The 26,842-nt window shown below is 72.3% G+C and carries 29 protein-coding genes; 11 read left to right on the top strand and 18 right to left on the bottom strand.

All coding sequences use genetic code 11. The features are described from left to right. The first annotated feature begins 27 nt into the window (after window positions 1-27). Window positions 28-891, top strand: a complete 864-nt coding sequence (locus ACQ1X7_RS18325) for a DUF3097 domain-containing protein (RefSeq protein WP_432479676.1) — start codon at window positions 28-30, stop codon at window positions 889-891. Continuing rightward, on the top strand, window positions 888-1,298 hold the full coding sequence (locus ACQ1X7_RS18320) for a DUF4870 domain-containing protein (protein ID WP_432479675.1): 411 nt from the start codon (window positions 888-890) through the stop codon (window positions 1,296-1,298). The genes ACQ1X7_RS18325 and ACQ1X7_RS18320 overlap by 4 nt, the downstream gene beginning before the upstream one ends. A gap of 8 nt (window positions 1,299-1,306) precedes the next feature. Here ACQ1X7_RS18320 and hemW read toward each other — a convergent pair whose 3' ends face one another. From hemW to ACQ1X7_RS18295, 5 genes are all read right to left on the bottom strand, one after another. Further along, complete coding sequence (hemW, locus tag ACQ1X7_RS18315) at window positions 1,307-2,518, bottom strand: radical SAM family heme chaperone HemW (protein WP_432479674.1); 1,212 nt, start codon at window positions 2,516-2,518, stop codon at window positions 1,307-1,309. Between the two features lie 55 nt (window positions 2,519-2,573). Next, window positions 2,574-4,391 (bottom strand): AMP-dependent synthetase/ligase, encoded by a 1,818-nt coding sequence (locus ACQ1X7_RS18310; RefSeq protein ID WP_432479673.1) that lies wholly within the window; start codon window positions 4,389-4,391, stop codon window positions 2,574-2,576. 95 nt (window positions 4,392-4,486) lie between these two features. Beyond that, window positions 4,487-5,137 carry an MOSC domain-containing protein gene (locus tag ACQ1X7_RS18305; protein WP_432479672.1) on the bottom strand — a complete coding sequence of 217 codons (651 nt, stop codon included), beginning with the start codon at window positions 5,135-5,137 and terminating at the stop codon, window positions 4,487-4,489. Between the two features lie 22 nt (window positions 5,138-5,159). After that, on the bottom strand, window positions 5,160-5,390 hold the full coding sequence (locus ACQ1X7_RS18300; protein WP_432479671.1) for a hypothetical protein: 231 nt from the start codon (window positions 5,388-5,390) through the stop codon (window positions 5,160-5,162). Then, window positions 5,372-6,085 (bottom strand): aminoglycoside phosphotransferase family protein, encoded by a 714-nt coding sequence (locus ACQ1X7_RS18295; protein WP_432479670.1) that lies wholly within the window; start codon window positions 6,083-6,085, stop codon window positions 5,372-5,374. Before ACQ1X7_RS18295 ends, ACQ1X7_RS18300 begins: the two co-directional genes overlap by 19 nt. Window positions 6,086-6,128: 43 nt before the next feature. Here ACQ1X7_RS18295 and ACQ1X7_RS18290 point away from each other — a divergent pair, with 43 nt between their 5' ends. From ACQ1X7_RS18290 to ACQ1X7_RS18280, 3 genes are all read left to right on the top strand, one after another. Further along, a complete protein-coding gene (locus tag ACQ1X7_RS18290; RefSeq protein ID WP_432479669.1) occupies window positions 6,129-6,596 on the top strand; it encodes a nitroreductase/quinone reductase family protein in 468 nt (155 codons plus the stop codon). Window positions 6,597-6,713: 117 nt separating this feature from the next. Then, window positions 6,714-6,896 carry a hypothetical protein gene (locus tag ACQ1X7_RS18285; RefSeq protein WP_432479668.1) on the top strand — a complete coding sequence of 61 codons (183 nt, stop codon included), beginning with the start codon at window positions 6,714-6,716 and terminating at the stop codon, window positions 6,894-6,896. Window positions 6,897-6,965: 69 nt separating this feature from the next. Then, window positions 6,966-7,331 (top strand): hypothetical protein, encoded by a 366-nt coding sequence (locus ACQ1X7_RS18280; protein WP_432479667.1) that lies wholly within the window; start codon window positions 6,966-6,968, stop codon window positions 7,329-7,331. A gap of 37 nt (window positions 7,332-7,368) precedes the next feature. Here the strand turns inward: ACQ1X7_RS18280 and ACQ1X7_RS18275 are convergent, their stop codons facing one another. From ACQ1X7_RS18275 to ACQ1X7_RS18265, 3 genes are all read right to left on the bottom strand, one after another. After that, window positions 7,369-7,788: a nuclear transport factor 2 family protein gene (locus ACQ1X7_RS18275; RefSeq protein ID WP_432479666.1), complete on the bottom strand. Its 420-nt coding sequence runs from the start codon at window positions 7,786-7,788 to the stop codon at window positions 7,369-7,371. 126 nt (window positions 7,789-7,914) lie between these two features. Further along, window positions 7,915-8,451 carry a hypothetical protein gene (locus ACQ1X7_RS18270; RefSeq protein WP_432479665.1) on the bottom strand — a complete coding sequence of 179 codons (537 nt, stop codon included), beginning with the start codon at window positions 8,449-8,451 and terminating at the stop codon, window positions 7,915-7,917. 334 nt (window positions 8,452-8,785) lie between these two features. Beyond that, window positions 8,786-9,052, bottom strand: coding sequence for a hypothetical protein (locus ACQ1X7_RS18265; RefSeq protein ID WP_432479664.1), 267 nt, complete (start codon window positions 9,050-9,052; stop codon window positions 8,786-8,788). Window positions 9,053-9,292: 240 nt separating this feature from the next. Here ACQ1X7_RS18265 and ACQ1X7_RS18260 point away from each other — a divergent pair, with 240 nt between their 5' ends. After that, entirely contained in the window at window positions 9,293-9,442 is a 150-nt protein-coding gene (locus tag ACQ1X7_RS18260) for a hypothetical protein (RefSeq protein WP_432479663.1), read from the top strand. A 227-nt stretch (window positions 9,443-9,669) separates the two neighbouring features. On the opposite strand, the gene ACQ1X7_RS18255 is transcribed toward ACQ1X7_RS18260, so the two are convergent. The 3 genes from ACQ1X7_RS18255 to ACQ1X7_RS18245 form a co-directional block, all read right to left on the bottom strand. Then, window positions 9,670-11,034 (bottom strand): DUF222 domain-containing protein, encoded by a 1,365-nt coding sequence (locus ACQ1X7_RS18255; protein WP_432479662.1) that lies wholly within the window; start codon window positions 11,032-11,034, stop codon window positions 9,670-9,672. A gap of 77 nt (window positions 11,035-11,111) precedes the next feature. Continuing rightward, window positions 11,112-12,521, bottom strand: coding sequence for an APC family permease (locus ACQ1X7_RS18250; protein WP_432479661.1), 1,410 nt, complete (start codon window positions 12,519-12,521; stop codon window positions 11,112-11,114). Between the two features lie 99 nt (window positions 12,522-12,620). Next, window positions 12,621-12,746: a hypothetical protein gene (locus ACQ1X7_RS18245; protein WP_432479660.1), complete on the bottom strand. Its 126-nt coding sequence runs from the start codon at window positions 12,744-12,746 to the stop codon at window positions 12,621-12,623. Between the two features lie 39 nt (window positions 12,747-12,785). Here ACQ1X7_RS18245 and ACQ1X7_RS18240 point away from each other — a divergent pair, with 39 nt between their 5' ends. After that, window positions 12,786-13,241 (top strand): XdhC family protein, encoded by a 456-nt coding sequence (locus tag ACQ1X7_RS18240; protein ID WP_432479659.1) that lies wholly within the window; start codon window positions 12,786-12,788, stop codon window positions 13,239-13,241. Window positions 13,242-13,243: 2 nt separating this feature from the next. Here the strand turns inward: ACQ1X7_RS18240 and lepA are convergent, their stop codons facing one another. Continuing rightward, entirely contained in the window at window positions 13,244-15,112 is a 1,869-nt protein-coding gene (gene lepA, locus ACQ1X7_RS18235) for a translation elongation factor 4 (RefSeq protein WP_432479747.1), read from the bottom strand. Between the two features lie 104 nt (window positions 15,113-15,216). Here lepA and ACQ1X7_RS18230 point away from each other — a divergent pair, with 104 nt between their 5' ends. After that, window positions 15,217-16,140, top strand: coding sequence for a DMT family transporter (locus ACQ1X7_RS18230; protein WP_432479658.1), 924 nt, complete (start codon window positions 15,217-15,219; stop codon window positions 16,138-16,140). 7 nt (window positions 16,141-16,147) lie between these two features. Here ACQ1X7_RS18230 and ACQ1X7_RS18225 read toward each other — a convergent pair whose 3' ends face one another. Next, window positions 16,148-16,780, bottom strand: coding sequence for a TMEM175 family protein (locus ACQ1X7_RS18225; protein WP_432479657.1), 633 nt, complete (start codon window positions 16,778-16,780; stop codon window positions 16,148-16,150). Between the two features lie 38 nt (window positions 16,781-16,818). Between ACQ1X7_RS18225 and ACQ1X7_RS18220 the strand changes: the two genes are divergently transcribed. Continuing rightward, complete coding sequence (locus ACQ1X7_RS18220) at window positions 16,819-17,769, top strand: hypothetical protein (protein ID WP_432479656.1); 951 nt, start codon at window positions 16,819-16,821, stop codon at window positions 17,767-17,769. A 127-nt stretch (window positions 17,770-17,896) separates the two neighbouring features. After that, on the top strand, window positions 17,897-18,157 hold the full coding sequence (gene rpsT / locus ACQ1X7_RS18215; protein ID WP_432479655.1) for a 30S ribosomal protein S20: 261 nt from the start codon (window positions 17,897-17,899) through the stop codon (window positions 18,155-18,157). 58 nt (window positions 18,158-18,215) lie between these two features. Here rpsT and holA read toward each other — a convergent pair whose 3' ends face one another. From holA to ACQ1X7_RS18195, 4 genes are all read right to left on the bottom strand, one after another. After that, window positions 18,216-19,196 carry a DNA polymerase III subunit delta gene (gene holA / locus ACQ1X7_RS18210; RefSeq protein WP_432479654.1) on the bottom strand — a complete coding sequence of 327 codons (981 nt, stop codon included), beginning with the start codon at window positions 19,194-19,196 and terminating at the stop codon, window positions 18,216-18,218. Between the two features lie 10 nt (window positions 19,197-19,206). Further along, window positions 19,207-21,390 carry a ComEC/Rec2 family competence protein gene (locus ACQ1X7_RS18205; RefSeq protein WP_432479653.1) on the bottom strand — a complete coding sequence of 728 codons (2,184 nt, stop codon included), beginning with the start codon at window positions 21,388-21,390 and terminating at the stop codon, window positions 19,207-19,209. 4 nt (window positions 21,391-21,394) lie between these two features. Next, window positions 21,395-22,270 (bottom strand): helix-hairpin-helix domain-containing protein, encoded by an 876-nt coding sequence (locus ACQ1X7_RS18200; protein WP_432479652.1) that lies wholly within the window; start codon window positions 22,268-22,270, stop codon window positions 21,395-21,397. Between the two features lie 80 nt (window positions 22,271-22,350). Beyond that, window positions 22,351-23,217: a DegV family protein gene (locus tag ACQ1X7_RS18195; RefSeq protein ID WP_432479651.1), complete on the bottom strand. Its 867-nt coding sequence runs from the start codon at window positions 23,215-23,217 to the stop codon at window positions 22,351-22,353. A 103-nt stretch (window positions 23,218-23,320) separates the two neighbouring features. Here ACQ1X7_RS18195 and ACQ1X7_RS18190 point away from each other — a divergent pair, with 103 nt between their 5' ends. Next, window positions 23,321-24,298 (top strand): GNAT family N-acetyltransferase, encoded by a 978-nt coding sequence (locus tag ACQ1X7_RS18190; protein WP_432479650.1) that lies wholly within the window; start codon window positions 23,321-23,323, stop codon window positions 24,296-24,298. 4 nt (window positions 24,299-24,302) lie between these two features. Here ACQ1X7_RS18190 and leuS read toward each other — a convergent pair whose 3' ends face one another. Then, window positions 24,303-26,786 (bottom strand): leucine--tRNA ligase, encoded by a 2,484-nt coding sequence (gene leuS, locus ACQ1X7_RS18185; protein ID WP_432479649.1) that lies wholly within the window; start codon window positions 26,784-26,786, stop codon window positions 24,303-24,305. Window positions 26,787-26,842 lie beyond the last annotated feature (56 nt).

The following is a 26,842-nucleotide window of genomic DNA, read 5'->3' as shown; positions in this document are numbered from 1 at the left end:
ACCTCGCCGCGCTCCTAGCGTGTCCGGGTGACTCCTCCGGCCGCACCCGACCGCTACGGCTCCGATGTGCTCGCCACCGACTGGCGGGCGCCGAGGAAGGGGCGCGCGACAGAGGCCCCGGCGACCCGGGGCGAGGTGGTGGAGGAGGTCGAGACCGACTTCTGCGGCGAGATCGTGGCCGTCGACCGCGACCTCCACACGGTGACCCTGGAGGACCGCCGGCAGCGGCGCCGGACCTTCCCACTCGGTCCGGGGTTCCGGCTCGAGGGGCGTCCCGTGATCCTGGTCGCGCCCCCGACGACGGCTGCGCCCGCGAGGCCGACGCGCACCGCGTCCGGGTCCGTCGCCGTGCACGGCGCGAAGGCCCGGGTGGCGCGGCAGAGCCGGATCTACGTCGAGGGCCGCCACGACGCCGAGCTGGTCGAGAAGGTCTGGGGCGACGACCTGCGGGTCGAGGGGGTCGTGGTCGAGTACCTCGGCGGCGTCGACGACCTCGCCGAGCAGTTGCGCGACTTCGGGCCGGGCCCCGGCCGCCGGGTCGGCGTTCTGGTCGACCACCTGGTGCCGGGCTCGAAGGAGAGCCGGATCGCCGACGCCGTACGCCGCTCCCCCGTCGGACCGCACGTGCTGGTAGTCGGGCACCCGTTCATCGACGTCTGGCAGGCGGTGAAGCCGGCACGGCTCGGCATCGGCGCCTGGCCCGAGGTGCCCCGGCGCGAGGACTGGAAGACCGGGACCTGTCAGCGGCTCGGCTGGCCGCACCGGGACCAGGCCGACATCGCCCGCGCCTGGCAGCACGTCCTCGGCGGCGTCCGCGGCTTCCAGGACCTCGACCCGGCCCTGCTCGGACGGGTCGAGGAGCTCATCGACTTCGTTACGCTGGAGCCATGAGCGAGCCGGGCGGTGCGACCTGGGGCCAGCCCCCCGAGGCCCTCACCCAGGAGGAGAAGACCTGGGCGCTGGTGGCGCACATCGGCACCCTGGTCGCGGCCTACATCGCCCTCGGGTTCCTCGCCCCGCTCCTGGTGATGCTGGTGAAGGGCGACGCGTCGCCGTTCGTCCGGCGCCACGCGGTCGAGTCGCTGAACTTCCAGATCTCGCTGCTGATCTACTCGATCGTGGGCGCGATCGTGGCGTTCGTGCTGGCGGTGGCCACGTTCGGGATCGGGCTCGTGGTCCTCGTGCCCCTGGTGATCGTGCTGGCGATCGCGGTCCTGGTGCTGATCATCATGGCGACGGTCAAGGCCGGCAACGGCGAGGACTACCGCTACCCGCTGACCATCCGGTTCATCTCCTAGGCCTCGCCTCAGGGCAGCAGGTCGCGGACCACGGCGTCGGCCAGCAGCCGCCCCTCGCGGGTGAGCACCAGCCGGCCGGGGGCCTCCGCGAGCAGGCCCCGCGCGACCAGCCCCGGCACCGCCTGCCGACCGGCGTCGTCCAGGACGGCGGGGTCCAGACCGGCGGCCAGACGGGTCTCCAGCAGCACCCGCTCGACCCGGCGCTCCTCCCCCGTCAGCGTCTCCCGCGCATGGGCAGGGCTGGCTCCCGCACCGAGCCGCTCGGCGTACGCCGCGGGGTGCTTGACGTTCCACCACCGGACGCCACCGACGTGCGAGTGCGCGCCGGGACCGACGCCCCACCAGTCCGCGCCTGTCCAGTACAGGAGGTTGTGCCGGCACCGCGCTGCTTCGTCACGCGCCCAGTTGGAGACCTCGTACCAGTCCAGGCCGGCCGTCGCGAGCCGCTCGTCGGCGAGGAGGTACTTGTCGGCGAGGTCGTCGTCGTCCGGCGCCGCCAGCTCGCCGCGGCGCACGGCTCGGGCCAGCGCGGTGCCGTCCTCGACGATCAGCGCGTACGCCGACACGTGGTCCGGCGCGCAGTCGAGCGCGGCGTCCAGGGAGGTCTCCCAGTCGCGCACCGACTCCCCGGGGGTGCCGTAGATCAGGTCGAGGCTGACCTGCTCGAAGCCGGCCGACCGTGCCCAGCCGACCGCGGCCGGGACGCGGAGCGGGTCGTGGGTCCGGTCGAGCGTGGCGAGCACGCGGGGCACGGCCGACTGCATCCCGAAGGAGATGCGGGTGTAGCCGGACTCGCGGAGCTCGTCGAGGTCCCAGCGGGTCACCGAGTCGGGGTTGGCCTCGGTCGTCACCTCGACGTCGGGGGCCAGCCCGAACTCCGCTGCCGCCGCCGCCAGCACCGCCGCCAGGTCGGCGGGCGGGAGCAGGGTGGGCGTCCCTCCGCCGAGGAAGATCGTCGAGACCGGCAGGTCCACGGGCCCCAGGACCCGCCGGGCCATCCGGATCTCGGTGATCGCCGACTCGGCGTACGTCGCGCGCGAGACGCCGGACCCGAGCTCGTCGGCAGTGTAGGTGTTGAAGTCGCAGTAGCCGCACCGGACCCGGCAGAACGGGACGTGCACGTAGAGCCCGAAGGGCTGCTTCCCGAGGTCGGCCAGCGCTTCCTCCGGCAGCCGGCCGTCGGGGGGCGCCGGGTCCCCCGGGGGCGGGGCGGACGGCACCGGACCATGCTGCCACACCCCCCGCCAGGCGCCCCGGTCAGCTGCGGGAAGAGCCTCAGGCGTAGAAGGCGTCCAGCCGCTCCCTGTAGTTGTCCTCGACGACGTTGCGCTTCACCTTCATCGAGGGCGTCAGCTCGCCCGACTCGACGCTCAGGTCGTGGTCGAGGAGCTCCCACTTCTTGATGGTCTCCCAGCGGTTGAGGTTGCTGTTGAGCTCGTCGACGTAGCCCTGCACCATGGTGCGGCACGTGTCGGAGGCGACGATGTCGGCGTAGTCGCCGCTGACGCCGTTCTCCTCCGCCCAGCCGGCGATCGCGTCCGGGTCGAGCGTGACCAGGGCGACGCAGAAGTTCCGCTCGTTGCCGAACACCATGAACTGGCTGGCGTAGGGGCAGATCGCCTTGAACTTCGACTCGATGGCCGGCGGGGCGACGTACTTGCCGCCGGAGGTCTTGAAGAGCTCCTTGATCCGCCCGGTGATGGTCAGGTAGCCGTCGGGGTCGACCGACCCCTTGTCGCCCGTGCGGAGCCAGCCGTCGTCGGTGAGCGTCGCAGCGCTCTCCTCGGGGAGGTTGTGGTAGCCGTCCATCACGCCCGGCCCCTTGATCTGGATCTCGTCACCCTCACCGAGCCGGACCTCGGTGCCGGGCACCGCGGGCCCGACCGTGCCGAACCGGTAGTCCAGCGGGTGGTTGACGAAGGACCCGGCCGAGCTCTCGGTGAGGCCGTAGCCCTCGAGGATCAGGATCCCGGCGGCGTGGAACCACTCGGCGATGTCGCGGTTGAGCGCCGCGGCGCCCGAGATGAAGAACCGCACCCGGCCGCCGAAGCGCTCGCGGACCTTGCTGAACACCAGCCGGTCGAAGAGCGCGTGCTGCACCTTGAGCGGGAGCGGCACCGGCTTGCCCTCGCGCTCGAGGCGGTCCACCTCGAGGCCGACCTTGAACGCCTGGGTGAAGATCTTCTCCTTGGCGCCGCCCTCCGAGGCGGTCATGGTGACGATCCGGCCGTGTGCCTTCTCGAAGATGCGGGGTGCGGCGCCCATGAACGTCGGCTTGACCACGCCCAGGTTGTCGACGATCTTCTCCACCCGGCCGTCGATGGCGGTCGCGAAGCCGCAGGCCATCTGCGTGGACAGCAGCACCTTGCCGAACGAGTGCGCCATCGGGAGCCACAGGAACTGCAGGTCGTCCTCGTGGAGGATGTCCTGCGCCTTGATCGCCTCACCCTCGTAGACCCAGGAGCGGTGCTTGAGGCGGACACCCTTGGGGCGGCCGGTCGTGCCGGAGGTGTAGATCAGGGTGGCGAGCTGGTCGGGGGAGATGCCGCGGGCCACCTCCTCGACCGCGCCCGGGTGGTCGGCGAGGTGGGCCTTGCCGAGCTCGGCCAGGTCGTCGAGCGTGATGATCCAGTCACCGTCCGCCTTGCCGTCGAAGGTGACGACCTTGGCGAGGTGGGGCAGCTCGCTCTTGTGCTCGACCAGCTTGGCGAGCTGGTCGTCGTCCTCGGCGAAGACCACCCGGCACTCGGAGTCACCCAGGATGTAGCCGGTGTCGCGGCTGTTGGTGGTCGGGTAGACGGTGGTCGTGGCTGCTCCCGCACACATGATGGCCAGGTCGGCCAGGATCCACTCGTAGCGGGTGCCCGAGGCGATGCCCACCCGTTGCTCCGGCTCGATCCCCAGCGCCAGCAGGCCCGCCGCGAGCCCCTGGACCTGGTCGCCCGCCTGCCGCCAGGTCACCGACTCCCAGGTCTCGCCCACCGGGTAGCGGAACGCCTCGAGGTCGGCCGAGCGTTCGACACGGTCGAGGAACTGCACGGCCACGTTGGCCGGCATGGTGTCGAGAAAGCTGGTGTCGTGGGTGATGGGCACGGGCACTCCTGGCTTCGGGCGAGATCGTGTGGTGCGTAACCTAGATCACCCGGTTACGCGGCGGTAGCACCACCACCGAACGGACGCCCGAACCGTTACCGGCCGGACTCGACGTACCTCTCGGCCGTGCGACGCGCCTCCTCGGCCAGCCCCTCGACGCCCAGGAGCCGGGGCAGCAGCTCGCGCTCGCCCATCAGGGCGCGGAAGACGAACGTCACGGTGATCCCGTGACCGGGCCGGTGCACGACCTCGGCGGCGTCGCCGGCGCTGACCTCACCCTCCTCCAGGACACGGAGGTAGGGGCCGGGACGGGACTGCGCCGCAAATCGCTTGACCCAGCCGGCGTTGTCGAGGCCGCACTCGCCGAGCCAGCCCTTGAAGTCGTTGCACGGCGTCCGGACCGACGCGACCTCGACGAGTGCGCTGCCGACCCGCCACCGCTCCCCCATCTCGGCCTCGTTGACGTCGTAGCCGCTCGTGGTGAGGTTCTCCCCGAAATGGCCGTCGTGGAGCTTCGTGTCGAGCTCGCCCTGCCACCAGTCGAGGTCCTCGCGGGCGAAGGCGTAGACCGCCTGGTCGACCCCGCCGTGGTGCCTGGTGTCGGACACCTGGTCGCCGGCGATGCCGAGTCGGTGCACCTCGACCGGGCCCGGGACGGTGTGCTTCTGGATGGAGCTGCGCCCGATCTCGGCCCACTGCCAGGGGCGGGGCCGGCCGACGTTCACGGAGCGGATGGTGAACTTCACGAGCCCATCCCATCACGGAGGCTCAGTCCTGCACCGCCTTCGCGATCGCCACGCAGCGCGTCACCCAGTCACGCTCCTCCGGCGTGAGGCCTCGACCAGCGCGCCTCGCGTCGAGCACGCTCCAGGAGGCGTCGAGGACCATCCGCACCACGGCCCAGTCGCGGGCCCGGGACTCGTCGAGCCCGGCCGCGTCGACCAGGACGTGGAAACGGCGGCGGATCGCGTCGCGCAGGCTCACGGGTCCGTCGGCCATCTCCTCCCAGCGGTTCTGGAGCATCGGCCGGGCTCGAAGTGCGGGTCGCCACTCATCGGCTTGGGGTCGATGACCAGCCACGGCTCCCGGTCCGCGGCCAGCACGTTCTCGAAGTGGAGGTCGCCGTGGATCAGCACGCCGGTGCTGCCCGGGTCGGCCACGAGCGCCCGACCGAGATGGAGCGCCTGCTCGACCATCCGTGGAGGCACCGGCATCTCGCGCCGTACCTCGTCGAGCCCGTCGAGCCAGCGGCCGACGTACGTCGTCAGCGGGCGCAGCTGCGGCAGCGCGGGCCGGTGGAGGCGGGCGTAGAACCCCGCCACCACCTCGCACGCCTCGACGTCCCAGAGGTCCGAGAGGTCGTGCTCGTGCAGTCGCTCCAGGAGCATCGCCCGTCGCCGGGGGTCGGCCCGGAGCAGCCGGACCGTCCCGTCGCCGTGCCAGTGCCGGAGCGCCAGCGCCTCGTGCTCGGACTCGTCGTCGGGGAGACCGACCTTCAGCACCGTGGGCACCCCCGCCGGGTCGCGCACGGGCAGCACCAGGGAGCAGAACCCGTGCCGGGGCGCGCCGTCGACGGTGAGGCCCCACTCCCCGACCAGCTCGTCCCGCAGTCCGGGGAGCCGGTCGAGCCAGTCCGACCACTCGGGACCCAGGTCACGCTGGCTCTCCAGCCCCGACGGGATCCCGGTGGTCACGCGACGCATTATCGTCGTGCTGCACGACCCGGGAGGATCCGGCATGACCACTGACGCGCCTCGACCCCCCAGGGTCCCGCCTGCCTGGTTCGTGCACACCGCCTGGCGGGTGCACCGAGCGCTCTACCGGCTCAGCGGTGGCCGCTTCCTCTGGACGCCGGCCGACAAGCGGGGCTGGGGCGCGCTCCACCTCACCACCGTCGGCCGCCGTTCCGGCGAGGAGCGCAGCGTGATCATCGGGTACCTCGACGAGGGCGACGACCTGGTCGCGATCGCCATGAACGGCTGGGACGAGGGGCATCCGGCCTGGTGGCTCAACCTGCGGGCGAACCCCGAGGCGACGGTCCGGATCTCCGGCGGTGCACCGCGGCCGGTGCGCGCCCGTGAAGCGTTGGGCGAGGAGCGGGACCGGCTCTGGCAGCGCTGGGTCGCCGTCAACGGTGACCTGGACGGGTACGCCGGCCGGCGATCCACCGTCACCCCGGTCGTGGTGCTGGAGCCGCGCGGCTGACGGTCGGACCCGGGGACCTCACGCGGGTCCGGCACGCTGCGTGGCAACCATCCGGCGGCCTGGCGCGTCTCCATGGGTACCGGGTGCATCGGCCCCGGCCGACGAGAGGCGGACGCGATGTCAGAGTTCGACGAGATCGTCCAGGGTCGGCTGTCCCTGCTGCAGGAGGAGCTGACCGCCGCACTCACCGACGACGACTACGCGGGCGCGGCCTGGGTCGAGTCCGCCATGCTCGACCTGCACCGGCTCCACCGGGAGAACAGCGCGGCGACGCCCTCGCCCGTCGGTCCGTCCGAGTAGTCGAGCACCTGCCCTCCTCGGCCCATGTGCGACGGAACGTCCCCGCCCCAGGTCTGGCACCGGTACCGGATGTCGCACTCCGTCAACGTGGCCTGGCTCGACCATCGTGTGAGCTCCCGGCAGATGCTCGCTCTCGAGGACGCCTGGGACCTGCTGGTCGTGCACGAGGCGTGGCGGGCGTGGGTGCGGACCACTCGCGTTCCCACGTCCCCGTTCCTGTACCTCGCCGTCCGCGAGGACCTGGACCAGCGCCGACTTCGCAAGACCCCCTCGGGGGCTTCCCTGCAGCTGCCGTCGGCAGACGTCTTCCGCGCCGACGCCGAGGGCGCCCTCGTGGACCTCTACGTCGGCGTGATCCGCGACCTGTACCTCCGCTGGGCGGAGGGGCACGGGTACCCCGCGCCTCCGGGCCTGCCCGACGGCCGCTCGTCGTGAGCGGCCGCGTCGGCGTGGACAGCGTCCGCGTCCCCGATCAGCCCGGCGCCGCGAGCTCGTTCCGGAGCACCGTGTAGGCGACCATCATCGAGTCCAGGTACGCACGCACCTCGACGATGAGGTCGCCGTCGAATCGGCACACCCAGCAGTAGAGGTTGGCGAACGCCGCACCCTCGTTGGTGGTCGAGGTGGCGCGCAGCTCTGCGATCGTCGTGTCGCCGTCGACGTACAGGTGCTCGACGACCAGCTCGGCGCCCTCCCGGAGCACGCCCGCCAGTCGAGCGAACGTGTGCTCGGTGAACTCCCGCTTGCTGCGGTACCGCCCGGCGAGCGGATGCGTCCCCTGCACCGTCCAGTCGACGTCCTCCGCCACACGTGCGAAGAACTGACCCTGCGTGGACGCGCTCTGCAGGTGGTCGAACAGACGTCGACGATCCTCCCTGGTGTCCGTGGTCATGGTCCCCTCCCGGTCCGCTCGCCCCAGCATCGCGCACCAGGGCCGGAAAGGGCAGAGCCGAGGTGGCCACGGGCATGACAGAGGGCGCGGAGCGGCGCTCCACGCCCTCTGCCGTGATGCGTCGACTCAGAGAAGCCCGCCCAGCAGGCCGTCCTCCTCGTGGTCGTCCTCGCCGGGCTCCTGATTGCTGGAGTCGTGGTTCGACTCCTGGGAGTCGTCGTCGACGATGTCGCCGTCGTTCCCGCCGTGGTTCTCCACCTTGGGGTCGACCTGCGGGTCCACGTCGACATCGGGGTCGACGTTCACGTCGCCGTTCCCAGCCTCGGTGTCGTTGTTGCTGCCAACACCGCCGAGGTCGTTGCCCGAGCCGTTGCCGTTGCCGGAACCGTTCGCGGTCTCGTTGCCGGCGAGGTTCTCGACCTGGTTGCCCAGGGCGTTGTCCCCGGTGCTGGTGGCGTCGTCAGCCAGCACCAGCTTCTGTGCCTCGATGTCACTGAGGAGCCCGTCGAGCAGCAGCTGAGTGGGGCCGCTGTTGCCCTGCACGTCGTGGACGACGTCGGTGCGCTGCTGGTCACCGTCGTCGGCGATCGCCGGTGCGACCGCGGCCAGTGAGAGGCCGCCAGCCAGAGCGAGGGCAGTGGTCGTGCGCTTGAGGTTGTTCATGTGCTCATTCCTCCGTGCGTTGTTGGCGTTCTTCGGAATGTGCAACCGATGGCTTCAGCAACACGTGGTCCGGTCTACTGCCGGCGCAGCGTGGTCCCAAGGGTTCGGGCTGGTGAGGAGACCCACCCACCGAGCTGCCATCCGGAGACGTTCTGGTGTCGAACAACCCGGGTCGTGCCAGGCCCATGGGACGCCGTCAGGTCTGACCGTCGGCCGGACTGACCCATGGGTCTGGACCTCGGGCCGGGGTGGGCCACTACCCGCCTGCGGCGTCGGATCCAGTGGTAGCGCTCATCGGCACAACCGCACGCATGGCGGCATGAGCCTGCGAACGTCAGGATCGGTGGCCGATGCTCTCATTCTGGGGCTGCAGGGTCACCGGGGCCTTCGCCGTGAGCATGCCGATTCCCACGACGGCGAACGAGACACCGGCAATCCACATGCCGAGGTGGAGAGCCGTCGCGTAGCCCTCCTCCGCAGACACGGAGAGGCAGCATGCGTCTCGTGCGCGCATGCTGTAGGCCCCGATAGCGAGCAGACAACCCAAGAGGCCGAGGCCAGACCACCGCAACATCATCGTGGGCGTGATCCAGTAGTTCACGGCCGAAGGGTGCCACACATGGGTGGTCCGCGAAGGTGGTTCTGCCGTGAACTGACAGCGGCTGCATGAGCGGACGGTTGTCAACGCCCCCGGCTGGCCGCATCCGGTTAGCAACTCGTCTGGGCGGACGATCGACAGTCGGTCAACCGATGGTCCGCCCGGCCCACCTCGTGAACAGGAGTTCGCGCGCCAACGCGTCTCGTAATGCTTGGCCGAACGTGCCATGGGTACGACGGGGGCATGGCAACGGTACAGAAGGTGGCCCTCGTGCTGCTCGGCTTCTTCGTCGTGGGCGGCGGCATCATGCTGGCCATCTACCTGCTCAACGGCGGCGAGGGTGACTCCACGAACATTCCCGGCAGCCCCGAGGTGGTACGGATCTCCGGCTAATTCGCCCGGCGACGTTCGCAGGCTCGTGGCTGGGCGCGACGACCGCGTCGACCGGGGTCGGGCTCCACGTCGAGACTGCCGAAAAGCATCCTGTACCCGACCGCGCGGCTCGGCACGCCCGATCGCCGGTCGAGGTCACACAGCGCGGAGGATCACCGCGGCACGCTCATCGGCATGAGCGGGCGTGCCGATGGCCCCGCCCGGGATGGGCGGGGTGTGGGGCGGGGTCAATCTCGGGATGATGGCCGGCGGTCGACGGAGACGTCGCGGGTGCCGGTGTGGTCGCGGACGAACCGGTAGCCGTGGGGCGAGCGCCACAGGTAGGTCCCGGGCTCGATCGCGGTGTAGGTCCAGCCGGCGTGGGTCTTGAGCCGGTGGTGGGTTCGGCACAGCGGCGCGAGCCGACAGCTGCAGGTCTGCCCCGGCGGGCCGCCGGGGTCGTACGGCGTCACGTGGTCGGCGTCGCAGCCGTGCCGGTCGGGCTCCAGTCTCCGGGCCGGGCGCGTGCACCACGGGAACGCACAGGTGTGGTCCCTGAGCGCGATCCGTTCCTTGATCCGGTCGGGGACCTCGTAGGCATCGGTGTGGACGTGGTCGGCCAGGTCGATCACCGGCTTCACCACCAGGTCGGTCTCGGGGTGGCCGCACCACTCCCGGATGGTCTCCGCGGTCACCGGAGACCTCGTGTTCTCACACCGGCCGACACCCTCCCCACCGGTCAGGGCGACCTCGGAGACGTGCAGGTACAGCACGGTCTTCCGCACCGGGGGTTTCGAGGCTCGCTGCGCTCGCACCTCAACCTCCGAGGCCGCCAGGTCGAGGGCGAGCTGGCGGCGGGCGAGCTCCCCGGCCGCCAGCGACCGCCGCACGTCCAGCGACTCCGCGCAACCGAGATCGGCCAGCTGGCCCGCGACCCCACGGATCGCATCGTCCAGGTCCAGGGCGTCGGCCAGGTCCAGCTCCCCGGACACGTACGAGGTGCCGGCGAAGGAGACCTGGTCGTGGTCGATGTCGAACCGCCGTGAATCCGAGGCGCGACGACGCTCGGCCTCCGCCGCCTCCGGCATGAACCGGCCCCTCGCTTCGTCGACCAGCCGGTCCAGCTGAGCGGGACCGATCCGGCCCGCCACCGCTGCGACCTGAGCGTCCACGAAGGCAGCGGCCTCGGGGGTCAGGGCGTGGCTGATGGTCTGTTCCGCGACCCGCCTCGCCCGCCACGCCGCCAGACCACCGGCCTGCACGGAGGCCCACAGCCTCGGCAGTCGGTGGGCCAGCTCCAGCGCGTGGCCGACGTACCGCTTCCCTGCCTCCGGACCCAGCCTCAGTGCGGCGGCGAGCTCGGCTGTCGCGAACTCCGCGACCAGCGGCGCTCCCGGGCCGGCGAGCGGCAACCCTCGCTCTCCCCCGAAGCGACCCGGGCGGCCGTAGCACTCGGCATCGTCGAGGTGCTCGGCCTCGTGCAGCGCCGCCCACTCGAACGCGGTCCGGAGCAGGTCGGCCTCGGCCCTGTCTGCCACCGCCCGCTGGGACCGCGACCGCGCGAGCAACCCGGACGCGGTGTCCGGGAGGCTGCTCGCAGCGGGGCTGTTCATGGGTCCACCCAACCAGCGACCACTGACATCCGTCGGGGCGTGGAACGCCCTGTCCACAGGGGATTCCGGGGCCGACCTCAGCCCTCGGCGCCGACCCGTCGTACGAGCTCGTCGTGGGCGTCGGCGCCGCGGCCGACGCGTGGGATCCGGCCGATGAGGACGGCGCCCGCGACTGCCCAGCCCAGCAGGATCAGCCACTCGTACGGCCAGATCAGTGCCGCCGGCATGCCCGGGAGGAACATCGCGCCGAGCCCGGCGGCCAGCACCACTGCGACGACTCCGGTGGCGGTGCCGCCAGGGGTGCGGAACGGCCGGTCCATCTGGGGTTCACGACGCCGGAGCACCACGAAGCTCACCGCGACCATGATGTAGGCGACGATCAGGCTGACTCCGCCGGCGTCCACCAGCCAGACCAGCATCTGCTCCCCGAAGAGCGGCGCGAGGGTGGCCAGCCCCCCGATGAACAGCACGGCGTTCGCGGGCGTCCGGTGACGGGGGTGGATCTTCGCGAACCAGGGCGGAAGCATGCCGGAGGCGGCCATCGCGTAGACCAGTCGGCTGGCCCCGATCAGGAAGCCGTTCCACGAGGTGAGGATCCCGGCGATGCCGCCGAGCACCAGGATCGTCCCCATCGTCTCGCTGTCCCAGAGGGCGGTCATGCCGTCGGCCGCCGCGAGGTCGGACTCGACCAGCACCGAGGCGGGGAGTGCCGACCCGACGGTGACCATGATCAGGACGTACCAGAGGACGGCCAGGCCCACCGACACCAGCAGCAGCTGGCCGATCTGGCGGAACGGGACATCGATCTCCTCGGCCGACTGCGGGATCACGTCGAAGCCGACGAAGAGGAACGGCGTGGCGACCAGCACCGCGATGATGCCTGCGGCTCCACCCGTGAACAGCGGGGCCATGTCCGAGGCCTCGCCCCCGACGAACGAGCCGGTCAGCAGCACGATCCCGACGGCCGCGAGGAAGAGGACCGCGATCGCCTGGAACGCGGCGGCCGGCCGGACGCCGCGGTAGTTGAGGTAGGTCATCACGATCGACCCGAGCACGCCGACCGCCACCCACGAGAGGTAGACGTCGTAGCCGGCCACGGTCCAGAGCCGGACGCTCAGCATGTCGGGGAACAGGTAGAGCATCGTCTGCGGGAGGGCGACGGCCTCGAACGCGACGACCGAGACGTAGCCGAGGACCAGCGCCCAGGACGTGACGAACGCCGAGCGCGACCCCATGGCCCGCAGCACGTAGTGGTGCTCCCCGCCGGCGCTGGGCATCGCCGACACCAGCTCGGCGTACGTGAGGGCGATGAACCCGACCACGACGCCCCCGATCGCGAACGCGAGGGCGGCGCCGAGCGTGCCGGCGTCGGAGAGGAACTGTCCGGTCAGCACGATCCAGCCGAAGCCGATCATCGCGCCGAATGCGATGGCGAGGACGTCGCCGCGCCGGAGCACGCGGTCGAAGCTGGCCTGCGTGGTGGTCATGTGTCTCCCGAGTGACGACGAGGCTGGCGCCTCGCCACTCTAGGGCGTGGGGTCGGGAGCGTCAGCCCCTGATCCGGCGGCGGGCGCGGTGGGAGCCGGTCAGGATCTCGGCGAGCTCCTCGACTGTCTCCCCACGTCGTACGTCGGCGACCCCTCGTGGGCGACGCCCGGGCGGGCGCCGGGCAGGCGGGAGGCGATCTGCTCGAGGTCGCGCCAGGTGGCCATGGCGTCGATGATGCACGACCAGCGTGGCAGGCTCTTGCCATGACCGATCGCGAGCAGCCCTGGTCGGACGAGTCCGTGCCGCAAGGGCGGATCCTGGTGCTGACCGACAACCCCATCGCGCGGGCGATCCAGGACCTCGCGACCACGGTCGGACGCGAGGTGGTCGTGGTCGCCCAGGACGACGGAGGTCCCGGCATCGTGGCCCGCGAGGGTGACGCGGTCGTGCTCTGCGACCACGACGCCCCCGACGCTGCCGCGGTGCTGCGATCCGCGCTCGCGGGCGACGCGGCGTACGTTGCCATGATGGCGAGCCGACGTCGCGCGGCCGGACTGCTGGAGGAGCTCGCCGGGGAGGGCGTGGACACGTCGCGTCTGCACGTGCCGGCCGGCCACGACCTCGGAGGCAAGGGGCCGGGCGAGATCGCGCTCTCGGTCGTCGCCGAGGTGGTGGCGGAGTCCTACGGACGGTCCGGCGGCCCGATGCGCGGCCGCTGAGCCTACTTCTTGCCGGACTTCTCCACGGGCTGGGTGGTGGAGAGCGCGGCGACGAACGCCTCCTGGGGGACCTCGACGCGGCCGACCATCTTCATCCGCTTCTTGCCCTCCTTCTGCTTCTCCAGCAGCTTCCGCTTCCGGGTGATGTCGCCGCCGTAGCACTTGGCGAGGACGTCCTTGCGGATGGCCCGGATGTTCTCGCGGGCGATCACGCGGGCGCCGATGGCGGCCTGGATCGGGACCTCGAACTGCTGGCGCGGGATCAGGTCCTTGAGCTTGCCGGCCATCATCACGCCGTAGGAGTACGCCGCGTCGCGGTGGACGATCGCGGAGAACGCGTCGACCGGCTCGCCCTGGAGCAGGATGTCGACCTTCACCAGGTCGGCCGCCTGCTCGCCCGAGCGCTCGTAGTCGAGCGAGGCGTAGCCCTTGGTGCGCGACTTGAGCTGGTCGAAGAAGTCGAACACGATCTCGCCCATCGGCAGCGTGTAGCGCATCTCGACCCGGTCCTCGGACAGGTAGTCCATGCCCTGCAGGCTGCCCCGCTTGGCCTGGCAGAGCTCCATGATCGTGCCGATGAAGTCGGCGGGGCTGAGGATCGTCGCCTTGACCACCGGCTCGCGCACCTCGGCCATCTTGCCCTCGGGGAACTCGCTGGGGTTGGTGACCTCGTGCTCGGTGCCGTCCTCCATGAGGACCTCGTAGACCACGTTCGGCGCCGTCGAGATCAGGTCGAGGCCGAACTCCCGCTCGAGCCGGTCGCGGGTGATCTCCATGTGGAGCAGGCCCAGGAAGCCGATCCGGAAGCCGAAGCCCAGCGCGCCGGAGGTCTCGGGCTCGTAGACCAGTGCGGCGTCGTTGAGCTGCAGCTTCTCGAGCGCCTCGCGCAGGTCGCCGAACTGGTCGCCGTCGATCGGGTACAGCCCGGCGTAGACCATCGGGTTGGGGTGCTCGTAGCCGCCGAGCGGCTGGTCGGCGCCGTGGTGCTGGGTGGTGACCGTGTCGCCGACCCGGGACTGCCGGACGTCCTTCACGCCGGTGATCAGGTAGCCGACCTCACCCACCCCGAGCACGCCCGCCTTGACCTGCTCGGGGCTGATCACGCCGACCTCGAGCATCTCGTGGGTCGCGCCGGTCGACATCATCTTGATCCGGTCGCGGTGGTTGAGCTGGCCGTCGATGACGCGGACGTAGGTGACCACGCCGCGGTAGGTGTCGTAGACGGAGTCGAAGATCAGCGCGCGGGGCGGCCGGTCGGCGTGGCCGACGGGCGGCGGGGTCTGCGCGACGATCTCGTCGAGCAGCGCCTCGACCCCCTCGCCGGTCTTGGCGCTCACGCGGAGCACCTCCGCAGGGGAGCAGCCGACCAGGCCGGCGAGCTCCGCGGCGTACTTCTCGGGGTCGGCGCTCGGCAGGTCGATCTTGTTGAGCACCGGGATGATGTGGAGGTCGGCGCCCATCGCCAGGTAGAGGTTGGCCAGGGTCTGCGCCTCGATCCCCTGTGCGGCGTCGACCAGCAGCACCGCCGCCTCGCACGCCGCCAGCGACCGGGACACCTCGTAGGTGAAGTCGACGTGGCCGGGCGTGTCGATCATGTTGAGCACGTAGGTGCCGGGCTCGGCGGTCCCGGCGTTGCCCTCGGCGACCGTCCACGGCATCCGGACGGCCTGGCTCTTGATGGTGATGCCGCGCTCGCGCTCGATGTCCATCCGGTCGAGGTACTGCGCCCGCGCCGAGCGTTCGTCGACGACGCCGGTGAGCTGCAGCATCCGGTCCGCGAGAGTCGACTTGCCGTGGTCGATGTGGGCGATGATGCAGAAGTTCCGGATCACCGACGGGTCGGTGTGGCCGGGCTTCGGGGGCGCAGGGATCGAGGGCACGTCGTACTTCCGTGAGGTGGGATCGGGAAACGCTCATTGTTCCACGGGGCGCCTCGCCGACCGGAACTCGCGCGACCGCAGGTAGCGTCCCGGAGGTGCCCCCCGCCGCCCCCACGACGTCCGAGGTCGCCGTCGGCACCCGGGCGATGCCGCTGCTCCCGGCCGCGGCGTTCGTCCTCGTGTGGTCCTCGGGCTACATCGCCGGGCCCGCAGCCGTGCGCGCGGCAGCGCCGCTGACGGTGCTGGGGTGGCGGTTCGTGCTCGCGGCCGCCCTCGGGGCCCTGGTCGCACTGGCGCTGCGGCGCTCACCGCGGATCTCGAGGCCGGTGCTCGTGCGCGTGGCCGTGATCGGCCTGGCCATGAACGCCGTCCAGTTCTCGATGATGTTCCTCGCCTTCGACCGTGGCCTCCCCGCGGTGCTGGGATCGCTGTTCCACGCACTCAGCCCGGTGCTGACGGCGCTGCTCGCCGCGCTGCTGCTGCACGAGCGGATCAGCCTGCTCCAGGTGGGCGGGTTCCTGCTCGGCGTCGCGGGCGTCCTGGTGGTGCTCGGTCCCGAGGTGGAGGAGGCCGGCGGCGTGGCGGGGGTGGCGCTGGGCGCGGCGGCGATGCTGATGCTGAGCATCGGCACCCTGGGCCAGCGCTGGATCGGCGAGGAGCCCGACCTGCTCTGGTCGACCGTGGTCCAGTTCGCGGTGTCGGCGCCGCCGGTGCTGCTCCTCGGCTACCTGACCGAGGGCGCGTTCCCCGTCGAAGACCCGACGGTCACCGCGGTCGCCCTGGGATACCAGGTCGTCGTCAACTCGCTGCTCGGCCTGGCCCTGCTGGCCCTGCTCGTACGCCGCGCGGGCTCGGGCGCGGCGGCCAGCCTGTTCTTCCTGTCACCACCCGTGACCGCCGTGCTCGCCTGGCTGATCCTGGGCGAGACGCTGGGTACTCGCGAGCTCGTCGGCCTGGCCGTGGCTGTCGTCGGCGTCGGGGCCGCGACCCGGACGCGGCAGCCTGCTCGCCCGCCGTGACCGATCCTCAGTCGCCCTCACGTGCGGACCGGGAACCGCCACCGCGGAGCCGGTGCCAGGCCCGGGCCACCGGGTCGGCCGCCAGCAGGAGCAGCAGGGGGAAGTAGTGCGTGGCCGGCACCAGCAGGGTGATCAGCAGCGCGAGCACCAGCATGGCCACGTTGGCGGCGCCGTCGACCGGATCCGCGTCGCCGTTCCCGTCCGTGAGCTCGGGGTGCCGGACCAGCAGCAGATCGATGTGCGTGAGCAGCATCGTCGAGAGCACCATCGACCCGATGTAGAGCAGCTTGGTCGCCGGTTCCTCGGGGGCCTCGGCCACCAGCGAGGTCGGGAACGGCAGGAACACGATGGTCAGCGCCCAGAGCAGCAGCAGCCGCTCGACCCGCTTGTCGTGGGCGACCACGTGTTCCACAGCGTCGTGCTGGACGAACCACAGCCGGGCGATGACCGCGAAGCTCAGCAGGAACGCCCAGATCTCGGCCTGGTTCTCCCGGAGCAGCCCGCTCACCGACCCGTAGTCGTCGAGCTCCGCCGTCAGCTCCACCAGGGGCAGGACCAGCAAGGTGATCGCGATCGCGACGATCGCGTCGACGAAGGTGATGAACCGCTCGAACCCGCGCTCCCGCTCCCGTGCCACCACGGCGGAAGCGTACTGACCGGTCGTGGAGGATGGTGCGCATGAGCTCCGCCGCACGCCTCCCGTCGAGCACGCCGCACGGGCGGACCGCGAACCGACTGCAGTGGCCCTTCCTGCCGCCGGCCCTGCGGGCGGAGATCGAGCAACACTGCGGTTCAGCCGTGGCCGAGGCGGTCTCCCGGGACTCCGGCTTCACTCCCGGCTTCGCGTCGGTGCTGGTCTGCGACGACGGCTCCCGGCACTTCGTCAAGGCCGCGTCCGTGAGGGCGCAGCGCACCATCGCCGAGTTCTACCGCGAGGAGGCGCGCAAGCTCGCCGTCCTGCCCTCCTCCGTCCCGGCGCCGCGGTTGCTGTGGACGATCGAGCACGACTGGGTGGTGCTCGGGATCGAGCACGTCGACGCACGGCCGCCGCACCGTCCCTGGCGGCCCGCCGACCTCGATGCCTGCCTCGACAGCCTCGAGCAGGTCGCCGCACAGCTCACCCCGGCACCCGCCTCACTCGCCCTGGAAGCGTTCCCCGAGGCGTTCGCCTCCTTCCCGGAGCTGTGGCGGCACATCGCCGCGACCCGCCCAGCCCTTCCGCACCTCGACGAGGCCGCCGTGCTCGCCACGCGCTTCACCGAGGTGACCGCCGGGGACACGGTCGTCCACACCGACGTACGCGACGACAACGCGCTGATCGACGGGGACGGCAAGGCATGGTTCTGCGACTGGAACCTGCCCGTCGTGGGCGCCGACTGGCTCGACTCCCTGCTGATGCTGATCGGGCCGCGCGGCGACGGAGTCGACGTCGAGGCGGTGATCGCGGCCCGCCCCCTGCTCCGCGACGTCACTCCCGACGCGCTCGACGCCGTCCTCGCGCTGGTCACCGGCTACTTCTGGAAGTCGGCCGACGACCCGGTCCCGTCGACCTCTCCCCACCTCCGCGACCACCAGCGGTGGCAGGGCGACGTCTGCTGGGACTGGCTGTGCGAACGGCGCGGGTGGTGACCGACCACCCCTGACCTGCGATTTGGGGCGGATGAGGCAGCGCTGTTAGCCTTGCTCGTCGCGCGGACAGGTGTGTCTGCGCCCCCAGACTCACAGGATCCGATCCACCGACCCGAAGGCTTCATCAGTGGCGAACATCAAGTCCCAGATCAAGCGGAACAAGCAGAACGAGAAGCGTCACGAGCGCAACAAGGCGGTCAAGACCCGCCTGAAGACCGCCGTGCGCAAGTTCCGCGAGGCCGCCGACGCAGGTGACAAGGACGCGGCGATCACGCTCGGCCGCGACGCCAACAAGATGCTCGACAAGGCCGCGTCCAAGGGCGTGATCCACAAGAACCAGGCCGCCAACCGCAAGTCGGCCATCTCCAAGCGCGCCGCCTCCCTCTGAGCGCAGCCGCACCGTGAAGGACCCGCCTCGGCGGGTCCTTCTGCATGTCCGGTCCGGCTCAGCGCTCCCGCAGGCCGGCGACGGTCAGCACCAGCCGCTCGAGGGTGTAGGACGCGTCGCCCGCCGCCCCCTTGACGTCGGCGTCGGCCTGCGCGACCGCGCGGATCGCCCGCGCGATCCCGGACTCCGACCACGCGCGTGACTGGTCGCGCACGGTGCGGACCTTCCACGGTGGGACGCCGAGCTCACGCGCCAGGTCGGCCTCACGGAGCCCGCGTGGCGCGCCCAGGTAGCGGGCCAGGCCCCGGGCAGTGCCGGCGAAGGCCGAGGTCACCAGCACCGGGGCGGTGCCGGTGTCGAGCGCCCAGCGCAGCTCCTCGAGCGCCTGGGCGCGCCGGCCGGAGAAGGCGGCGTCGGCGACCGCGAACGACTTGGCCTCGGCACGGCCGCCGAAGTACTTGCGCACCTCGTCCTCGCCGATGGTCTCGCCCGGGAAGTCGGCGACCAGCTGGGACACCGCCGCGGCGAGGCCCCGCAGGTCCTGCCCGACCGCCTGCACGAGGGCCGCGGTCGCCGGCTGGTCGATCCTCCCCCCGGCCGCCCGCGCCTCGGCGGCCACGAACCCGGGGTAGTCGCTGGCCCGGAGCTCGGTCGACTTCGCCTCGGTCACCGCGTCGAGCTTGCGCAACCGGGTGAGGACCCCACTCCCCTTCTGGCCCCCGCCGTGGACCAGCACCAGGGCCACGTCGGGCACCGGAGCGGCGCCGTAGTCGAGCAGCGCCGGGACCGACTCGTCGGGGAGCTCCTCGAGACCCCGGACGACCACGCACCGGGTGGCCGAGAACAGGGACGGCGCGGTGAGCTCACCCAGCGAGGCGAGCGTCAGGTCGCTGGCCCGGGAGTCGGAGACCTCGGCCTCGGCGTCGTGGGCGCGCACGGCGGCGCGGACCGCCTCGACGGTCCGCTCCCCCAGGAACTCCTCCTTGCCGGTGACCAGGGTGACCCGGCCGAGCACGTCGGCTGCGCGTGGACCTGGCATGACCCGGACCCTACCGAGTGGTGGCGACAGCGATCCCGCCGTCCTCGACCACGACCGCGACGTCACCCTCGAGGTCGGTGCGGTGCACCTCGAGCCCGCCCCCCTCGAGGGCGGCGAGGGTCTCCGGCGCCGGGTGGCCGTAGTCGTTGTCGGCGCCCGAGGACACGATCGCCAGCCGTGCTCCGAGGCCGAGCAGCCATCCGCTGTCCTGGAACCGGCTGCCGTGGTGGGGCACCTTGACCACGTCGACCGTCAGGCCCGGCCACGTCCGCGCGACGGCGAGCTGGCTGGGCGGCTCGATGTCGCCGGTCAGCAGCATCGTGACACCGTCGACCTCGACCAGCAGCACCACGCTCTCGTCGTTGGGGTTGTCGGGCTCGTGGCCGGGCGGCGGCCACAGCACCTGCACAGTCGCCTCGCCGACGACGCGGGTGGCGGCGTACGGCGCGTCGCCGTCGGTCTCCACCTGCCCGACCTCCCGACCCTCCTCGACCCCGGCCAGCCCGTCGACGTGGTCGGCGTGTTGATGGGTCAGCACGAGCAGCGGCACCTGCTCGACGCCCAGCCGGTCGAGGCAGCGGTCGACCAGGGCGGGATCGGGACCTGCGTCGACCACCACCGCGCTGCCGGGCCCGGTGCGCAGCGCCAGGGCGTCGCCCTGCCCCACGTCGCACGCCACCAGCACCCAGCCGTCGGGCGGCCATCCCGCGACCGGCAGCCGGACCAGCACGAGCACCGCCACGAGGCACCCGCAGCCGAGCCCGGTCGCGGGGCGTCGCAGCAGGGGCGGCAGCGCGAGGGTGAGGCCGACGACCAGGATGGTCAGCAGCCCGAGCGCCACGGGCCCGGTCCCCCAGCCGACCGACGGCACGGGCAGCGCTGCTCCGCGCTCGGCGACCTCGACCAGCCAGGCCGCCGACCAGGCCGCCCCCGTCCCGGGCACCCTGCCGACCGGCTCCGCCAGCAGCCCGCCGAGTCCGCCGGCGAGCCCGAGCACGGTCGCCGGGCCGACGGCGGGCGCTGCCGCGAGGTTGGCGGCGACGGCCACCAGGCTGACCTGGCCGGAGATGGCGGCGACCAGCGGCGTGCAGGCCAGCTGCGCCGCCAACGGTACGGCGACGGCCTCGGCGACCCAGCGGGGCAGCCACCGGGCGAGCGCGTCACGCAGGCCGGGCGCCACCATCAGGATGCCCGCCGTGGCCACGGCCGAGAGCGCGAAGCCCACCGTGGTGGCCAGCCCGGGGTCGAGCAGCAGCAGCACGACGACCGCCACCCCGAGCGCCCGCGGTCCGCGGCGGCGGCCGTCGACCCCCATCCCGACCAGCGCGACCGCCCCCATCGCCGCGGCCCGGACCACGCTCGGCTCGGTGCGCGCCAGCAGCACGAAGCCGACGATCCCCACCGCGCCCACGACGTAGTGGCCGCGGCCGCGGACCCCGCACCACCTGCCCAGCACGAGCAGGAAGCCGACGACGAGCGTCAGGTTGGTGCCGGACACGGCGAGCAGGTGGGTCAGCCCGGTGGCCCGGAAGTCCTCGGCCAGCCGCGGGTCGAGCGAGCTGTCGTCGCCCACCACCAGGGCCGGCACCAGCGCGCGCTGGTCGTCGGGCCGGTGGGCGACCGAGGCCCGCAGCGACGCCCGTACCGCCTCCGCGCCACGCCACCAGGCGTCCGGCCCCTCGACCAGCACCGGGGCCGACGTCGCGGCCAGCACCGCCGCCTCGTGAGACCCCTCGGCGGGCGCCAGCCGGCCGTCGAGCCGCACCCGGGACCCGAGCCGGACGTCGGACCAGGCGGGGTCGCCGAAGACCAGCACCGGCGCCCGCAACCGGTGGGTGGTGCCGCGTCCGGTGACCTCCCGCAGCGAGACCCGGACCGCCACCCCCTCCTGGAAGCCGTGGGTGGCGCGCGGGTCGCCGACGACCACGCCCTCGGCCGCCACCTGCGCCCGCTCGTCGGCGAGGACGGCGACGGGCGCACGGTCGAGCTGGGACTGCCGCAGCAGCGCGCTCGCGGCGACCGCGGCCAGCACCAGCGTGGCGGCCGCGAGCACGAGGCTGCGTCGCAGGCCGGACACCGCCACCCCGACGACGACCGCGACCCCCGCCACCCACGCGGGGAGCAGGTGGCCGGCGAGGCCCCCGGCCCACGCCGCCAGCGCCAACGCGGGCATCCGCAGGTCGGTGCGCTCCACCGGCTCACACCGTCACGAACGGCGCCATCGCCTCGAGCGTCGCCTCCCCGATCCCGTCCACCTCGAGCAGTTCGTCGACCGCGGTGTAGCCGCCGTTCTCGTCGCGCCAGGTGATGATCGCCTGGGCGGTCACCGGTCCGACCTCGGGCAGCGTCTCGAGCTCGGCGAGGCCTGCGGTGTTGATGTTGACCAGTGGTCCACCCGTCGCGGCGGGGTCACCCGGCGAGGCGGACACCGGCGGCGCCGCCGCCGGAGCGGCGACCCCGACCAGGATCTGCTCGCCGTCGACCAGCAGCCGCGCCAGGTTGAGGCCGCTGAGGTCGACACCGGGACGGGCCCCACCCGCCGCCTCGAGGGCGTCGACGACCCGGGCACCGGCGTCGAGGACGGCGATGCCGGGACGGCGTACCTTCCCGGCGACGTCGACGGTGACCGGCGCACCGTCACCGCCCGCCGTCGGCGTCGCGTCGTCGGAGGGGGTGGCGAGGACCGACCCGGACGCCGGAGCCGTCGGGGCCACCGGGGCGACGGGGGCCGGGTCGCTGCGCACCACCCACCAGGCCGTGACCGCGAGCCCGGCCGCCACCAGCACCGCGACCACGGCGACCTGCGCCGGGCCGAGGGCCACCCGGCCGCGGAGGGGCTCGGGCACGAGACCGTCAGCGGTGGAGCCCCTCCTGCGGGCGGCGTGCCGACCCGGCGTGGGCACCAGCGGCGGGTCGGGCGGCGGGGGCGGGACGGCGGAGACGGGCTCGGCCGCAGGGGTCGACCGCGACTCCCCCGCCGGGCCACCGCGGACGCCGGCCAGCTCGGCGGTGAGCTGCTCCAGCCGCCGGGCGACAGCGGCCTCGTGGTCGGCGCGGGACGGACGACTCGGCATGGCCGGAGGCTAGGAACCTGCGGGTCCGCGCGGAAGGGGGCCGGGCGGCGCCTGTGGACAACCGGCTGCGTGGGCGGCCGCTACGGGACGGTCAGGCGCGGCGCGACGCAGACCGCGAGCATGCCGGGCCCGACGTGCGCACCGAGGACGGCACCGACCTCGCCGCAGTGCACGTCGCGGCCCTCGAGGTTGTCGGCGAGCCGCTCGGCCAGCCGGGAGGCCAGCGCGGCGCCGCGCTCCTCGCTCGCCAGGTGGGCGACCCCGACGTCGACCGGTCGCTCGCCGGCTGCCGCGACCGCCAGCTCCTCCAGCCGCGCCAGTGCCCGCGCAGCCGTGCGCACCTTCTCGCGGTTGACGACCCGCCCGTCCTCGATCGCCAGCAGGGGCTTCACGGCCAGCGCGCCGCCGAGCAGCGCCGCCGCGGCGCCGACCCGGCCACCGCGCCGCAGGTGCTCGAGGGTGTCGACGTAGAACAGGGACGTCGTCTCGCTCGCCCGCCGTCTCGCCGCCTCGGCGGCGGCCCCGGCGTCCCCGCCCTCAGCCACGACCTCGGCCGCGGTCACCACGGCGAACCCGGTCGCGATCCCGACCTGTCGGCTGTCGACGGCGACGACCGGAACCGGCGCCTGCTGGGCGGCCAGCTGGGCGGACTCGTAGGTGCCGCTCATCTCCGAGGACAGGTGGACCGACACGATCTCGGTCGCGCCGTCGGCGGCCAGCCGCTCGTACACCTCCAGCATCGCGGCCGGGGCCGGACGCGAGGTGCTGACCGGGACGAACTCGCGCAGCGCCTCGGCGACGGTGTCGGGCGTGGCCCCCTCGGCCCCCTCCTCGTACGGCGTCGCCCCCACCACGACCTGGAGCGGGACCACCGTGATCCCGAGGGCCGTCACCAGGTCCTCGGGGAGCGAGGCCGTGGAGTCGGTGACGACGACGGTCCCAGGCATGGCGGCAGGCTACCGGGGGCGCCACGCCCGCCGGCCACCTCGGCACCGCGTCGGGCGACGTAATCGGGTTGCCGTCGGCGGACCTCGGGGAGACACTCGCAGCGTGTCCGTCCTGACACCGGCGGGACTGCCCGCCGGGTTCACGCTCGAGCCGGCCACCGGCGACGAGGTGGCCGAGGTCTTCGCGCTGGTCTCCGCGGAGCAGACGGCGGCGTTCGGGTTCTGCGCCGACACCGAGGAGGACGTGCGCTCCTTCCTGGAAGTGCCCGCCACCGTTCCGAGCCACGAGCGTCTGGTCCGGGACGGCGACGGCTCCGTGGTGCAGTGGTGGGTGGCGATCCGCCCGCCCGGCGACCCGATCACGCACACGGTGATCACCACCCACCCGTCGCTCGCGGACGACGCGTCCGACCAGCTGGCGCGGGCCGGCTGGCAGGAGATGTTCGCCTGGGTCCGCGCCCACCCGCCCGAGGGCGTCGACGGCGAGATCCAGGTGCACTCCGGGTGCCCGGCCGACAGCGTGGCGAACCCGCGCCACCTGGCCCAGGGAGGGTTCACCCGGCGGCGCACCTTCTGGGAGATGCTCGGACCCGTCACCGACGACCACCGGACGGCCCCGGACGTCCCCGGACTGACCATCGAGGCGAGCCACGACGTGGCCACGATGCACGGGGTCCTCAACGAGGCGTTCGTCGGTCACTACGGGTTCACGCCCTCGACCCTGGAGGACTGGCTGTCCCTGGAGCAGGCGATGGCCGGCTTCGACCCCGACCTGCGCTACCTGGCGACGATCGACGGTGACCCCGCCGCCGTGATGCTGCTGTCGCGACGCCTCGAGTCGCAGGACGCGATGTACGTCGGCGAGCTGGCCACCCTCGAGAGGTACCGCCGCCGCGGGATCGCGGCGGCGCTGCTCGCGCACGGGTTCGAGATCGCCGCCCGGGAAGGGCTGGCGCAGCTCGCACTGCACGTCGACAGCGAGAACGCCCACTCCGCACCGTCGGTCTACCGGCGCGCGGGCCTCGAGGTGCGGACCGCGTTCTGGGCGTACGCGCGGACCCTGTCGCGCGATTCCGCATGACCCCTCAGACCACGATGTTGACCAGCTTGGGCGCGCGCACGATCACCTTGCGTACCGTCGCGCCGTCGATGGCGCGCTGCACGCCGGGGTCGGCCAGGGCGGCCGCCTCGAGGTCGGAGTCCGACACCTCGGGCGAGACCTCCAGCCGGGCACGGACCTTCCCCCTGACCTGCACCACGCAGGTGACGGTCTCCTGGACCAGCAGTGCCTCGTCGACGGCCGGCCAGCCGGCGTTCGCGACCGTGGGCTGGTGACCCAGCCGCTCCCACATCTCCTCCGCCGTGTACGGCGCCACCAGGCTCAGCAGCACCGCGACCGCCTCGGCGGCCTCCCGGACGGCCGGGTCGTCACCACCGGCGCCGGTGTCGATGACCTTCCGGGTGGCGTTCACCAGCTCCATCACCCGCGCGACCATCACGTTGAACCGGTAGCCGCCCTCGATCAGCCCCTCGGCCTCGCGCACGGTCCGGTGCGTGACCGCACGCAGCGCGGCGTCACCGGTCGTGGGGTCGACGCCGGGCGCCGACGACACGTCGCCGGCCAGCCGCCAGGCGCGCTGCAGGAAGCGCAGCGACCCGGCCGGCGAGACGTCGGCCCAGTCGATGTCGTCCTCGGGCGGGCCGGCGAAGACCAGGGTCAGCCGGACCGCGTCCACTCCGAACTCACGTAGTTGGTCCCCCAGACTGACGCCGTTGCCCAGCGACTTGCTCATCTTCTTGCCCTGGTTGATGACGACGCCCTGGTTCAGCTGCGCCTTGAACGGCTCGCGGAAGTCGATCAGCCCCATGTCGGCCAGCACCTTGGTGAAGAACCGGGCGTACAGCAGGTGCAGCACGGCGTGCTCGACACCACCGACGTAGATGTCGCACGGCATCCAGGCGTTGGCCAGCACCGGGTCGAAGGCCTGCGTGTCGTCGTTCGGGGACACGTAGCGGAACATGTACCAGGACGAGTCGACGAAGGTGTCCATCGTGTCGGAGTCGCGCTTCGCCTGCCCCCCGCACTGCGGGCAGTCGACGTTGACCCACTCCTCCGCGGCGGCCAGCGGCGAGACGCCCTTCGGCTTCAGGTCGGCGCCGCGCAGCTCCGGCAGCTCCACCGGCAGCTGGTCCTCGGGCACCGGCACCTCACCGCAGGCCGCGCAGTGGATGACGGGGATCGGCACGCCCCAGTAACGCTGCCGGCTCAGCAGCCAGTCGCGCAGCCGGAAGTTCACGGTCCCGCGGCCCAGCCCCTGCTGCTCCAGGTAGCCGATGGTGGTCCGCTTCGCCTCGTCCACGCCCATCCCGGACAGGTCGATGTCGTCGTTGGCGGAGTTGATGGCCGGGCCCTCGCCGACGTACGCCTCGCCCTCCCAGTCGTCCGGCGGCTGCACGGTCCGCACGATCGGCAGGTCGAACACCTTCGCGAAGTCCCAGTCGCGCTGGTCCTGGCCGGGCACGGCCATGATCGCGCCGGTGCCGTAGTCGGCCAGCACGTAGTCGGCGGCGTAGACCGGGATCGGGTCGCCCGTCAGCGGGTTCACCGCCCGGACCCCCAGGTCGACACCGGTCTTCGGCCGGTCGGTCGACTGCCGCTCGATGTCGGTCCGCTTGCGGACCTGCTCGCGGTAGTCCTCGAACGCCGCCCGATGACCGTCAGTCACCAGCTGGTCGGCCAGGGACGCGTCGGCCGCCACCACCATGAACGTCGCGCCGAACAGCGTGTCCGGCCGCGTCGTGTACACCGTCAGCGGCTCGTCGCGGCCCTCGACGACGAAGTCGACGTGGGCACCCTCGGAGCGGCCGATCCAGTTGCGTTGAGCGGTGATCACGCGCTCCGGCCAGGTGGGGGCCAGCACGTCCAGGTCGTCCAGCAGCTCCTGGGCGTAGTCGGTGATCTTGAAGTACCACTGCGTCAGCTCGCGCTTGGTGACCTCGGCGCCGCAGCGCTCGCAGTGGCCGTCGACGACCTGCTCGTTGGCCAGCACGGTCTGGTCCCGCGGGCACCAGTTGACCGGTGAGTTCTTGCGGTAGGCCAGTCCCTGCTCGCGGAACTTCAGGAACAGCCACTGCGTCCACCGGTAGTACGACGGGTCGCTGGTGTTGAAGCGCCGGGTCCAGTCGAAGCTCATGCCGTAGTGCTTGAACGACTCGAACTGGGTGTCGATGTTGCCGTAGGTGTACGTCGCGGGATGCTCGTCGTTGCGGATCGCGGCGTTCTCGGCGGGCAGGCCGAAGGAGTCCCACCCCATCGGGTTCAGCACCTCGTAGCCGCGCTGCCGCCAGTAGCGCGCGATGACGTCGTGCAGCGCCATCACCTCGGCGTGCCCCATGTGCAGGTCGCCGCTGGGGTAGGGGAACATCGTCAGCGCGTACCGCTTCTCCCGCTGCCCGCTCAGCACCGCCTCGTCGTCGGCGACGTAGGGCTGCAGGTCCTCCCAGACGCGCTTCCACCTGGTCTCGACAGCGTGCACGTCGTAGGACGTCCGCTCGCTCTGTTGGCTCATCGTCTTTCTCGTCTTCCCTGCTCGATCGGGGGCCGGACACGACTGCTCGGACAAAC

The sequence above is a fragment of the Nocardioides sp. GXQ0305 genome, from assembly GCF_050880345.1.
Taxonomy (GTDB): domain Bacteria; phylum Actinomycetota; class Actinomycetes; order Propionibacteriales; family Nocardioidaceae; genus Nocardioides.
This window is presented reverse-complemented; position numbering and strand designations above follow the sequence as displayed.